This window comes from Binatus sp. (SeqCode) (assembly GCF_049584895.1).
Lineage (GTDB): Bacteria > Desulfobacterota > Binatia > Binatales > Binataceae > Binatus.
The window spans coordinates 57,662-68,193 of record NZ_JBAUYR010000098.1 but is presented as its reverse complement, the minus strand read 5'-3'; the positions used below and the strand labels follow the sequence as shown (position 1 = coordinate 68,193).

14 protein-coding genes are annotated in these 10,532 nt (G+C 59.5%); 6 read left to right on the top strand and 8 right to left on the bottom strand.

The window, feature by feature from the left end; all coding sequences use genetic code 11:
* Nucleotides 1-164: 164 nt before the first annotated feature.
* From WB650_RS17340 to arsB, 4 genes are read left to right on the top strand one after another with little or no spacing between them, the layout of a single operon-like run.
* Nucleotides 165-554, top strand: a complete 390-nt coding sequence (locus tag WB650_RS17340) for an ArsR/SmtB family transcription factor (protein WP_422304434.1) — start codon at nt 165-167, stop codon at nt 552-554.
* The gene (locus tag WB650_RS17335) at nt 551-1,045 is read left to right on the top strand and encodes an ArsI/CadI family heavy metal resistance metalloenzyme (protein ID WP_422304435.1); all 495 of its coding nucleotides are present in this window, start codon (nt 551-553) and stop codon (nt 1,043-1,045) included. The genes WB650_RS17340 and WB650_RS17335 overlap by 4 nt, the downstream gene beginning before the upstream one ends.
* Nucleotides 1,046-1,057: 12 nt before the next feature.
* Nucleotides 1,058-1,570 carry an arsenate reductase ArsC gene (locus WB650_RS17330; protein ID WP_422304436.1) on the top strand — a complete coding sequence of 171 codons (513 nt, stop codon included), beginning with the start codon at nt 1,058-1,060 and terminating at the stop codon, nt 1,568-1,570.
* Nucleotides 1,567-2,658, top strand: coding sequence for an ACR3 family arsenite efflux transporter (gene arsB, locus WB650_RS17325; protein ID WP_422304437.1), 1,092 nt, complete (start codon nt 1,567-1,569; stop codon nt 2,656-2,658). The genes WB650_RS17330 and arsB overlap by 4 nt, the downstream gene beginning before the upstream one ends.
* A 439-nt stretch (nt 2,659-3,097) precedes the next feature.
* On the opposite strand, the gene WB650_RS17320 is transcribed toward arsB, so the two are convergent.
* The 3 genes from WB650_RS17320 to WB650_RS17310 form a co-directional block, all read right to left on the bottom strand.
* A complete protein-coding gene (locus WB650_RS17320; protein WP_422304438.1) occupies nt 3,098-3,247 on the bottom strand; it encodes a hypothetical protein in 150 nt (49 codons plus the stop codon).
* 182 nt (nt 3,248-3,429) lie between these two features.
* Nucleotides 3,430-4,197 carry a hypothetical protein gene (locus WB650_RS17315; RefSeq protein WP_422304439.1) on the bottom strand — a complete coding sequence of 256 codons (768 nt, stop codon included), beginning with the start codon at nt 4,195-4,197 and terminating at the stop codon, nt 3,430-3,432.
* A 42-nt stretch (nt 4,198-4,239) separates the two neighbouring features.
* On the bottom strand, nt 4,240-4,542 hold the full coding sequence (locus WB650_RS17310; protein WP_422304440.1) for a hypothetical protein: 303 nt from the start codon (nt 4,540-4,542) through the stop codon (nt 4,240-4,242).
* 141 nt (nt 4,543-4,683) lie between these two features.
* Here WB650_RS17310 and WB650_RS17305 point away from each other — a divergent pair, with 141 nt between their 5' ends.
* Nucleotides 4,684-4,971, top strand: a complete 288-nt coding sequence (locus tag WB650_RS17305; RefSeq protein WP_422304441.1) for a hypothetical protein — start codon at nt 4,684-4,686, stop codon at nt 4,969-4,971.
* A gap of 150 nt (nt 4,972-5,121) precedes the next feature.
* Here the strand turns inward: WB650_RS17305 and WB650_RS17300 are convergent, their stop codons facing one another.
* The 3 genes from WB650_RS17300 to WB650_RS17290 form a co-directional block, all read right to left on the bottom strand.
* Complete coding sequence (locus WB650_RS17300; RefSeq protein ID WP_422304442.1) at nt 5,122-5,601, bottom strand: hypothetical protein; 480 nt, start codon at nt 5,599-5,601, stop codon at nt 5,122-5,124.
* Between the two features lie 16 nt (nt 5,602-5,617).
* Nucleotides 5,618-6,937 carry an adenylate/guanylate cyclase domain-containing protein gene (locus WB650_RS17295; protein WP_422304443.1) on the bottom strand — a complete coding sequence of 440 codons (1,320 nt, stop codon included), beginning with the start codon at nt 6,935-6,937 and terminating at the stop codon, nt 5,618-5,620.
* 139 nt (nt 6,938-7,076) lie between these two features.
* Nucleotides 7,077-8,843 (bottom strand): gamma-glutamyltransferase family protein, encoded by a 1,767-nt coding sequence (locus WB650_RS17290; RefSeq protein ID WP_423961356.1) that lies wholly within the window; start codon nt 8,841-8,843, stop codon nt 7,077-7,079.
* A gap of 356 nt (nt 8,844-9,199) precedes the next feature.
* Between WB650_RS17290 and WB650_RS17285 the strand changes: the two genes are divergently transcribed.
* Nucleotides 9,200-9,403 carry a hypothetical protein gene (locus WB650_RS17285; RefSeq protein WP_423961354.1) on the top strand — a complete coding sequence of 68 codons (204 nt, stop codon included), beginning with the start codon at nt 9,200-9,202 and terminating at the stop codon, nt 9,401-9,403.
* A gap of 105 nt (nt 9,404-9,508) precedes the next feature.
* On the opposite strand, the gene WB650_RS17280 is transcribed toward WB650_RS17285, so the two are convergent.
* Together WB650_RS17280 and WB650_RS17275 are read right to left on the bottom strand one after the other, a co-directional pair.
* Entirely contained in the window at nt 9,509-9,976 is a 468-nt protein-coding gene (locus WB650_RS17280; RefSeq protein WP_422304446.1) for a VOC family protein, read from the bottom strand.
* 13 nt (nt 9,977-9,989) lie between these two features.
* Nucleotides 9,990-10,523: an NUDIX hydrolase gene (locus WB650_RS17275; protein ID WP_422304447.1), complete on the bottom strand. Its 534-nt coding sequence runs from the start codon at nt 10,521-10,523 to the stop codon at nt 9,990-9,992.
* Between the last annotated feature and the right edge of the window lie 9 nt (nt 10,524-10,532).

Below are 10,532 nucleotides of genomic sequence, written 5' to 3'. Positions count from 1 at the left end.
TAGTGCGCGCATTCTGATGAATGTCCATCCGGGGAGACCTCCTGAGTCGGTGTTGAGTTTCGCACCTTTCACCTTCTCAGCGTCCTCCCGGAAGGACAACCTATTGAAACATCACAGTTAGGTTGCCTTTGACTTTACTTCGGCTATTCGATACTTATAAAAATATGAAAAAGGAGAAAGCGATCTCCGCGCTCGCCGCCCTGGCGCAGGAATCGCGGCTCGACGTGTTCCGGATGCTGGTGCAGAACGGCCCCGACGGAATGCCCGCCGGCGAAATCGGCGCGCGGCTCGGGGTTCCGTCGCCGACGCTCTCGTTCCATCTGAATCACCTCAGACACGCGGGCCTGGTGACCTGCAGGCGCGACAGCCGCTCCATCATCTATAGCGCAGACTACAAGGCGATGACCGATCTGATTTCCTACCTGATGGAAAACTGCTGCCGCGGCGATGCGCAACAGTGCGCGCCCGCGGCTTGCAAGCCTGCGCGGGTAACCAACGTCAAACAAAGGCTCCGCAATCCGGAGACTGAAAAAAGAGCAAAGGTGAGCGCATGAAACGGATGCATATCCACGTCGCGGTCAAGGAACTTCCCGGGTCGATCAAATTCTACTCGACCATGTTCGGGGTCGAGCCGTCGGTAGTGAAACCCGACTACGCAAAGTGGATGCTCGAGGACCCGTGCGTGAACTTCGCCGTGTCGACTTTCGGGCAGGCGACCAAGGGCGTTGATCACCTGGGAATCCAGGTCGAGACTCCCGACGAATTGCGCGAGATTGCCGGCCGCCTGAAGGCCGCCGAGCAGACGCTGGTCGAGCAGAGCAACGCGTCGTGCTGCTACGCGCGCTCGGACAAGGCGTGGGCGACCGATCCGAATGGTCTGTCGTGGGAGACTTTCTTCACGATGGGCGAGACCACGGTTTACGGCGAGGATCTGCGGCCCGTCGCGGAGCCAAAGACGGTTGCGTCAGCGCCCGCGAGCGCATGCTGTGCGACGGTTGCGCCCGCTCCCGCAACTGCTTGCTGCGGCGCAAAGACAAGCGCCTGAGCGTCGACGTCGATGACAAATCGGGAATTCAACGTCCTGTTTTTATGCACCGGGAACTCGGCGCGCAGCATCATGGCGGAATGCGCGATGAATCGATGGGGCAAAGGGAAGTTCAAGGCATCCAGCGCCGGCAGTCATCCCACGGGAAGCGTACATCCTATGACGCTTCAACTGCTCAACGAGCTGAACTACGAAACGCGCGGATTGCGCAGCAAGAGTTGGGACGAGTTCGCGCGGCCCGACAGCACACCGCTGGATTTCGTTTTCACGGTCTGCGACAAGGTCGCGGGCGAGATGTGTCCGGTGTGGCCGGGACAGCCAATCACGGCGCATTGGGGCGCCGCCGATCCCGCAGCCTTCGTCGGATCCGAAGAAGCGAAACGGCGGTACTTCCTGAGAATCTACACGGAGCTTGAGAATCGCATAAAAATTTTCGCCAGCCTGCCGTTCGACTCGCTCGACCGCTTCGCACTGGAACGCCGGGTCAGAGAGATCGGTACCGTCAAACCGCCGGAAGACCAATGAGCTCGAACATTCGCCGACTATCCTTCCTCGATCGCTACCTGACGCTATGGATCTTCCTCGCGATGGCGGCCGGCATCGCCTTGGGCGCGGCGGCGCCGGGCGTGAGGATTATCTTCGACCGCCTCAGCATCGGCACAACCTCGATCACAATCGCGCTCGGACTCATCCTGATGATGTACCCGCCGTTGGCGAAGGTGAATTACGACGAGCTGGGCGACGTCTTTCGCGATTGGAAAATCCTCGGCCTGTCGATGATACAGAACTGGGTCATCGGTCCGATCCTGATGTTCGCGCTGGCGATGATTTTCCTTCGCGATCGTCCGGAGTACATGACCGGCCTGATCATCATTGGTCTTGCGCGATGTATCGCGATGGTAATCGTGTGGAACGACCTCGCCGGCGGCGACACGGAGTATTGCGCCGGTTTGGTCGCCTTCAATTCGATCTTTCAAGTGCTGTTCTTTTCGCTCTATGCGTATGTCTTCGTGACGTTGGTCCCCCGATGGCTCGGAATGAGCGGCGCTGTCGTGCAAATCTCAATCGGCCAGATCGCACAAAGCGTCGGCATCTACCTGGGCGTGCCGTTCGTGGCGGGCTTTGCAACCTGGAAAATCCTAACTGCGCGGATGGGCAAGACCTGGTATCGCGAGCGTTTCGTTCCGATGATCAGTCCGCTCACCCTGGTCTTTCTGCTTTTCACGATCGTAGTGATGTTTTCGATCAAGGGCGCGAACATCGTGCATCTGCCGCTCGACGTGGTGCGCATCGCGGTTCCGCTGCTGATCTACTTCACGATCATGTTCGCGCTTTCCTTCGTGCTGAGCCGCGCCGTCGGCGCAACCTATCCGCAGACCGCGACACTGTCGTTCACCGCGGCATCCAACAATTTCGAGCTGGCAATTGCCGTCGCGGTCGCGACTTTCGGCATCGACAGCGGCGCTGCATTCGCCGCCGTAATCGGTCCCTTGATCGAGGTGCCGGTGATGATCGGCCTGGTAGATGTCGCCCGATGGGCCCGCCGCAGTTATTTTCCGCCGACGCCAGCTGCAATAGACCTGCCGGCTCAGCGCGACGCCAGAAGTGCGTAGCTATTAGCGCCGCGCGCCGCCGATGATCTTTGCCGGACCAGTGTCCTATTCGCAGACGGTACCAACAATGTATTTAGGGGAACGCTGTCGTCTATCTTGATAACCACGCCGTCTCGATCAAGGTCGAAATACATCGAGCCGTCCGGCCTGAGCACAGCCTTCATTCCGCATCTCTCGCAGTGATGCCCACGATGGTGGATCACCGGGCTTGGTATCCTCGACAAAGTGGTGGCCCTTGAAGTCCGGTATCATCCGCCAATAGACGCCGTCGCGGTAATTCGGTTACGTCGCGGCGCGGAAGTGCCGTCGCAGTCGGCGGTATATCACGGCGGCATACTGGTTCACCGCATCGACGACGTTCGCAAATCCCACGGCCACGCTCGCGGGACGTGTCAAAGAATCTCGTCGAAGCTCAACGGTCGACGACTTGAGGGATGACCTATTCATGGAACCCCAACGACAGCGCGCCATATGCGAAGATGTCGTAGGCCCAAACGTCCGATGACCAGTGATATGTCTCGCTGTCGAGTGGTTGCTTGTCGCCATTGCTGCCTGGCGCGAACACGATGATCTTTGTTTTCTCTCGCATGTCCGCGCCGCCGGCAAAAAGATTTCCACTAGAATCGTAGGCGATCTTGCCTTCGAATCGATCGAGGCCGGTCTTGGGTCCACTAATTTTCGCTATAGGCGAAATATCACCGGTGCTCTGCGCTCGAAAGGTGAGTATTTCGTTCGGACGCTGGTTAAGGACGGACAGATTGTCCTTCGCGTCTAACGCATCACTACCCCTGTCAGCCCGGTACTTGGACCTGCGATGACCGCATTTGGTTTAACGTTACCACTACTGTGGGGCGGAAAAAATACGATTGAGTTCCCATTTGCCACATAGAGATTTCCCTTTGAATCGACGGCAAGGCTGAGGAGGGCCCGAATGCCTGTGCACGGACCACTGATCACGGCAATCGGTTTCACGTCGCCTGAGCTGCCGCTTGGATAGGCGGTGACACTGGCATCGTTAGCCTCAGCGTTCTGGCTCGGAACACACAGAGTGGAGGGCGGTGCGGAGCCTTGCGCCACATTCCCGGCAAAAATGTTTCCACCCGCATCGACGGCGATGGCATTTATGACTCCGCTGAGTCTCGTAGCGTTGCCCGCGATCGTTGCGATCGGTGTCGCCTTGCCGGTGCTACCCGCAGGAAAAATGAGGATACTGTTTTTGTCGTGCTCGTTGAGAATCGACGAGTTCGACACGTAGATGTTACCGGTCGAGTCCACTTTGGCGTCCGTAGCCTCGTCCACTTCGGCCATTGAATAGCTGAGTGTTCCGGTGGAAGTAATCCTGCCGCTCGGATCAAGGGCGTAACCGCTCATCGAACGACCGAAATTGTTGACGAGGATCGCCGGGGTTCTTGCAGTGCCGCCGTTCAGGGTTGCGCACGAAACAGAGCAGCTGGCCGTGAATATCAAGATTCCCAGCAGCAGAGCTCTGTGGTTTCCCACCGCATTACATGCGAGCGCCGCAGCGTGGCGGAGTGTCATCGACAGAGAGATAGCAGACCGTCTCGCGGACCCACAAATCACTCAATTTGCTTTGAGGCGAGGATCGTCATCTGCGACGCATTGTGCGTTACACAGAATGCAGTGTAGTGCGGGAATTCCGCCGCGGCGTGGGTTCATCGCGTCGTTCTGAGTTTCCGCGGCCAAAGCCGCGTCGTGCAGGCGAGCTTTCGCGGTCTCGCATCCCTGGTTATGCGGAAACGTGCGCCTGATTTTCCATTGGCTCAGCGGAGCGCTTTGGTCCACCTGAGCGGTCCCCGGTATCGCGGGCGGCACCATCAGGTACCAACCCACAATCGCGAGCGCGGCAGCATGACGGACAGTCACGCAGGTGAGATATCAAACCGCCGCGTAACCGACAAATCGCAGCGCGGGCTGTAATATTTGCAGGAATACAGTCCGATTCGTTCCCCACAGTACACTCACCGGTAGCGCACACCTCATACAAGCGACTAAACCGGGATCATGATGAAAACGAGATCTCTAGCGACTGTGTTCGTTCTGATTTGCTCACTGGTGATAGCGCCAAGCTTGCTGAGAGCCGATTCGAACGATTGGTATCAGGGACGGAAGGGCCAGTGGGTTCAACAGCAGAACGCATGGCAATTCCGCGACTCCGGCGGCAACGTATACCGGCAGCATGGCAAAAGCTGGGGATGGTACAACGGGCGTAGACATGGTGCGGCGGGCGACGCGTACCACGACCGTGCGCCCGGCGACAATCAGACCTACAATCAATATCAGAACACCCATTAAAGCGACCTCGTAGCCCAATGCGCTGGCCTGACTCGTTCTTGCCGGGGTCAGGCCACGCGCGGTTCCGTCATGCGGATGATCTCACGGCTTCGTCGTCGCGCAGACGATCGGCGCCATCACCGCAACGTGGCTGTTCCACTGGCGCAATCCTTATCGGCAACTGCGGGCTAGTACCAGTTCTGCTGTAGCTGTTTTCGCGGCGCCCAGATTGTAGCTGTAGCTGAACAGGATGTCGTAGGTGCCGTTTTCGAAGATTGGGCCCAGATACTGGAGCGTGCGGCCGCTGTCGAGGTCGATGTAGTAGGGCGGGCGCTGGAAATTTCCGCCAGTCGCAGGGTGTTCGGTAATCGTCATGCTTGCCGCGGTTGGACGGCCCTGGTAGTCGATCACCGCTACGATCATCCCGTCGGTGTGGTAGCGATTCGTCGGGCATCCTTCGGTGCCGGTGACCTTCGATCCAGGCGGGTAGATTTTTGTTCCCGCCGGCAGCTTGGCCTGCGATCCCATTCCGGTCACGGAAGAATCGACGAACGCGAAGCCGGTCACGGCGCCGCCGTCGGCGAAAGCTACGCACGGAATCAGCGCGGCTACATAGCATGCAGCGACGAAAACGATCGCGAGTTTGTGCATCGAGCTGATCCCGAACTTACTGAACAAGGAAAAGGTGCCATTCCTCGGGCACGCCCTTGAGAGCATGCATGCCGCGGTCGGCGAACCGCAGACCTGAGCCGGCGACGATATCGCGTACGGTACTGGAAACCAGTACTTCATCCGGTTCGGCCTTGGACGCGACGCGTGCTGCAATATGCACCGCGATACCGCCGATATCGTCGCCGATCAACTCGCACTCGCCGGTATGGAGTCCGGTGCGGACCTCCAGTCCAAGCGCACGAAGTCTTTCGCGCACCGAACAGGCGCATCGTATCGCGCGGTTCGGTCCGTCGAAGGTGGCGAGCAAGCCGTCGCCCGCCGTGTTCACCTCGCGGCCGCGGAAAACGCTGAGTTCTTTTCGCACCGCTGCGTAGTAGTCGGCCAGCAGCGCGCGCCATTTCGAGTCACCCATCTCGGCAGCGCGCTCGGTGGAGCGGACTATGTCGGTGAACATCACGGTGGCGAGCACCCGATCCGGGTCCGGACTATGGCGTGTGCCGGTGATGAATTCTTCGATCTCGTCGAGAAGACGGTCCAGCAAATCCGGAGGGAGGGCCTGGAGCAGATGATCCTCACCAGGGAGCTCGACATACTTCGCCCCGGAGATCTTCTGAGCCATGTCACGCCCGACTGCGACCGGGACCAGCGAATCACCCTTGCGATGCAGGATCAGGGTCGGCACCTGAATCGAGGGAAGGACGTGGCGGACGTCGCTTTCGTAGTCGGCTCGAAACAGCGCCTGGATACCACCGGGACTCGATGAGGCGCGCTCCAGTCGGCCAAACCATTGGACGAAGGCTTTGTCCTTGCGCAAGCTCGGTGCATTGATGCCGACGAGGACGCCTTCGCCCCAATGCGCGTCGAGCGCGCCAAGGAATCGATCGAATTGCTCCTGGCCGAGGGCCCACGGCTCCGCCTTCATCGACGCAAACGTGTTGAACATCACGAGCGCCGTGGTTCGCTCGGGGTAGGTGGCGGTGAACATCAACGACATCGGGCCACCTTCCGACCATCCAAAGACGGTCGCGCGCTTCGAGCCGGCCGCATCCAACACTGCCAGCACGTCACCAATACGCTCTTCGAGGGTCTGCTCGGCGACACGGTCGGAAAGCCCCTGGCCGCGCTTGTCGAATACGATTACGCGCGCGAAAGAGGTGAGTCTTTTCAGAATGTACTCGTTGGCCGGAAGTTCCCAGTACAGTTCGACATGCGAGAGCGTTCCCGGCATCAGCACGATGTCGCGCGGGCTGTCGCCGAAAACCCGGTAAGCGATGTGAACGTCGCCGCTCTTGGCGTACTTGGTTTGAGCTTCCATGGCTCGCGCCTGTCTTTCGGGCTTCCCGCCGGGAAGGCCCGCGCTGCGTGAAGCCGCATCCTCTGGTCAGGTTGCGGAAAAAATCATAAGCAAGCAACTGCCGTATTGAAATGCAGGGACTTGGCCCCCTGAACCTTACCTACCAGCCGATCACTTGGGCGGGCATGACCGGCGCCGCCTGGCCGCGCGGATCTGCGCCGCCCGCGAGCACTCCTGTCTTCGGGTTGATTTGAACCCCTAGCACGCGCCCTTCGGACCACGGCGGACGGACTTCTACCTTGTGCCCGCGCGCTGCAAGCGCGTCTCGCACATCTGGCGCCACTCGATCCTCGACCCGTAATACTCCGGGGCGGTTGTCGTGCGGATAGAACGTCGAAGGGAAATGCGGCGTCGAGAATTTGGGCGCTTCGATCGCGGCCTGCAGGTCCATCCCGAAGTCCACCACGTTCAGGAAAAATTGCAGCGTCCACTGATCCTGCTGATCGCCGCCTGGCGTGCCGAATGCGAGATACGGCTCGCCTTTAACCATCGCGAGCGACGGCGACAACGTCGTGCGCGGGCGCTTGCCCGGCTTAAGCGCATTGGGATGGCGTTCGTCGAGATAAAAAGTCTGCATCCGCGTCCCGAGCGGAAAGCCGATCGCGTCGATCACCGGCGAGCTGGGAATCCATCCACCGCTCGCCGTGACGGCTATCATATTGCCGTCGCGGTCGGCCGCCGTGACGTGAATCGTGCCCGCGCCCCACGGACGCGCGCCGACTGCGGGAGCGTCGCGCAACGCACGCATCGCAATCGGATCGCCGGGCCGCTGATCCATCGAGGCGCGCGCTGAATCGATAAGCTCGCGGCGAATCGCGGCGTAACGATCGCTCAGCAAACCGTCGAGCGGAACGTTAACGAATTCAGGATCGCCGTAGTACGCCTCGCGATCGGCGAACGAGAGCTTGGCGGACTCGATGACGGCGTGAATGTAGTCGGCGGAGTTGTGGCCCATCGCGGCGAGATCGAAGCCCTCGAGCAATTTGAGCTGCTGGAGAAATACCGGGCCCTGCGACCACGGCCCGCACTTGAAGACCGTGACGCCCCGATAGTCTGCGCTTACCGGCGATTCGAGGCGCGTGGTGAAGCGCGCGAGATCGGATGCTGCCAGCAGGCCGCCGTTGGCTTCCGACCATGCGACAATTTCGCGCGCGATGTCGCCGCGATAGAAGCGCTCGCTCGCCGCGTCCAGGCCAGCCTCGCGTCCGCGATTCTTCGCCGCCGATTCGGCATCGAGCACCCGCTTGAAAAAATTGGCAAGCGCGGGATTTTTGAGCACGCTCCCGGGCAGCGGCACTTTGCCGTCGGGCAGATACACGCGCCCCGACGACGGCCACTTGGAGAGGAAGCGCTTCGCGTTGCTGCGGAGAGACGCGCCTGCCCCGGCAACGGCTTCGTCGGGAAGGTCCGGTTCGCCGGATAACCCGACATGCATGGGAAAACCTTCACCCGCCAGCTGCAGTGCAGGCTCGAGAACGTCCGACAGCGACCTGGTGCCGAAATCACGCAGCGCAGTCAGGAGAGCGTCGAAGGCTGCGGGGACGCCGGCGGCCAGCAGTCCAGCGCCGGGGATCAGATCGATTCCCAGCGCCCGATAGTGGGCGATTGTCGCACGCTCAGGCGCCATCATATTGCCGTTGACAGCAATCACGCGGCGGGCAGTTGCCGAATAAATCAGCATGGGCGCCTCACCGCCGATTGTGTGCATGTGCGGGTTAACGACACCCTCGACGAGTGTTGCAGCTACCGCAGCGTCTATGGCATTTCCGCCACAAGCGAACATTCGCGCACCGGCTGCGGCAGAAAGGTAATGCTCTGTCGCGATAATTGCGCGGCGGCCCATCACCAGAGGGTACAATGTACGCATGTTGTAATTTTTTCCTTCGCAGTACCTTTTTTTACACGGTTTTCAGAATCGCGAATGTTTTCGCGGTTTGTTTCGCGCGCCGGTATTCCAATTATCACTACGCGAAGTTGGCAAAAAGCTGCCTGTATTCGGGCATTACTCCTTCACCTGAATGGATACCCTAGAACTGAGCCGATGGCCGCATCTCGTTTGTAGAACCGAAAAATCGCAGATTTCTGAGGTTTTCCACAGCTCTGGATAAATGTAACAAAAGTGTTCTCGGTACGTCTAAATATTAGGCCCGAAGCTTGCTAGTATGTGAGTCAAGGTGATGGTGGCCGGATATACCGGAAGGGAAGCGGAGGGGTAAATATATGATGACGAGCTTAAATACAGAAGAACTTGTTGGAAAGCATTGCAAACTCCAGAAACCGGTGCGCGACCACGAGGGGCGCAGTCGTTTTAGTGAACAGCCACGCATCTTGCGTGAGGTTAATAATCTCGACCGGCGCATGTTCCTGGTGCAATTTGACGACGGCGCCACCACGTTTCTCTTTCCGGACGAAGTAGTAATCCAATAGCGACTGAACGGCGCTGGTCGCCGTTCAGGAGCGATGGATGCGCGCGCAAGCGCGTCGCCGAATGGACCTCGACGGCGCGCCCTCGGAACGGTCATACCGTTCGCCCTACTTCTTGATTTCATATCGTGCACGCGCGTCGCGACCCTCAGTCTGCACCTTTCGCCAATAACCCCACGGGTTGTGCACGAGCTCGAGCTTCATCCCGTCCGGATCGGCAAAGAATACCGCATAATAATTTTCGCCATAGTGCGGATACTCGGCAGGACTATCGAGCACAGTAATCTTTTCGCGCTGCAGGAAATTATGAAACGCGTCCACGTCATCGCGCGAGCGTGCGCGAAGGGCGAGATGATGAAGTCCGACCCGGTAGCGATCGAATTGCGCGTCACGATGCACGCCCGAGGCCTCGCGAATCGCAATCGTCATCAGCGCGTTCGACCAGTTTAGGTAGTCGTCGCGTTCGAATTTTCGGAAGCCAAGTTCTCCAAGCACCTTGTCGTAAAACGCGCGCGACCGCGCGATATCGTTCACCGTCAGATCAATATGCTCGACGCCTAGCACTTCGATTGGCATGAACGATTCTCCTTCAGCGGCGGCGCTCATTCTCGAGAAAGTCGCGAGCGCGATAAAGCGCGACGATCGATTTCGCGTCGACGATATCGCCGCGCCGAATCATCGCGAAGGTTTCCTCGAACGGCACCCGGCTGACGCTAAGCACCTCGTCATGATCGAGCGTGCCCGATCCCTCCGACAACTCGCGCGCCAGATACAGCTCGATCCGCTCGTCGCAGAAGCTTGGCACGGTGATAATCGACCCGAGATGATCCCATCGCGCGGCCGCCACGCTCGCTTCTTCACCGAGCTCGCGCCGTGCGCATTCGAGCGGGTCCTCGCCGGCGTTGCGGCACCCCGCGGGAATCTCGCGCATCCAGCGGCCGATGGTGTGGCGATACTGGCGCAGCATCGCGACCGTCATGTCGGGATACAGCGCGACGATCGCGCTCGCTCCGGGATGGCGAATGACGGGAAGATCGACTTGCACGCCACTCGGCAGCGTCGCACTCTCGACGCCGAAATCAACGACACCCAATTTCAGAACAGGCCGGCGATTTGAAGCCATTGTGAATCC

What these genes read in the sequence shown, in the direction of transcription:
- WB650_RS17315 (WP_422304439.1), bottom strand. Translation starts at nt 4,197, where the DNA reads ATGACACTCCGCCACGCTGCGGCGCTCGCATGTAATGCGGTGGGAAAC.
- WB650_RS17285 (WP_423961354.1), top strand. Translation starts at nt 9,200, where the DNA reads ATGACGAGCTTAAATACAGAAGAACTTGTTGGAAAGCATTGCAAACTC.
- arsB (WP_422304437.1), top strand. Translation starts at nt 1,567, where the DNA reads ATGAGCTCGAACATTCGCCGACTATCCTTCCTCGATCGCTACCTGACG.
- WB650_RS17335 (WP_422304435.1), top strand. Translation starts at nt 551, where the DNA reads ATGAAACGGATGCATATCCACGTCGCGGTCAAGGAACTTCCCGGGTCG.
- WB650_RS17330 (WP_422304436.1), top strand. Translation starts at nt 1,058, where the DNA reads ATGACAAATCGGGAATTCAACGTCCTGTTTTTATGCACCGGGAACTCG.
- WB650_RS17275 (WP_422304447.1), bottom strand. Translation starts at nt 10,523, where the DNA reads ATGGCTTCAAATCGCCGGCCTGTTCTGAAATTGGGTGTCGTTGATTTC.
- WB650_RS17280 (WP_422304446.1), bottom strand. Translation starts at nt 9,976, where the DNA reads ATGCCAATCGAAGTGCTAGGCGTCGAGCATATTGATCTGACGGTGAAC.
- WB650_RS17290 (WP_423961356.1), bottom strand. Translation starts at nt 8,843, where the DNA reads ATGCGTACATTGTACCCTCTGGTGATGGGCCGCCGCGCAATTATCGCG.
- WB650_RS17295 (WP_422304443.1), bottom strand. Translation starts at nt 6,937, where the DNA reads ATGGAAGCTCAAACCAAGTACGCCAAGAGCGGCGACGTTCACATCGCT.
- WB650_RS17305 (WP_422304441.1), top strand. Translation starts at nt 4,684, where the DNA reads ATGAAAACGAGATCTCTAGCGACTGTGTTCGTTCTGATTTGCTCACTG.
- WB650_RS17320 (WP_422304438.1), bottom strand. Translation starts at nt 3,247, where the DNA reads ATGCGAGAGAAAACAAAGATCATCGTGTTCGCGCCAGGCAGCAATGGC.
- WB650_RS17300 (WP_422304442.1), bottom strand. Translation starts at nt 5,601, where the DNA reads ATGCACAAACTCGCGATCGTTTTCGTCGCTGCATGCTATGTAGCCGCG.
- WB650_RS17340 (WP_422304434.1), top strand. Translation starts at nt 165, where the DNA reads ATGAAAAAGGAGAAAGCGATCTCCGCGCTCGCCGCCCTGGCGCAGGAA.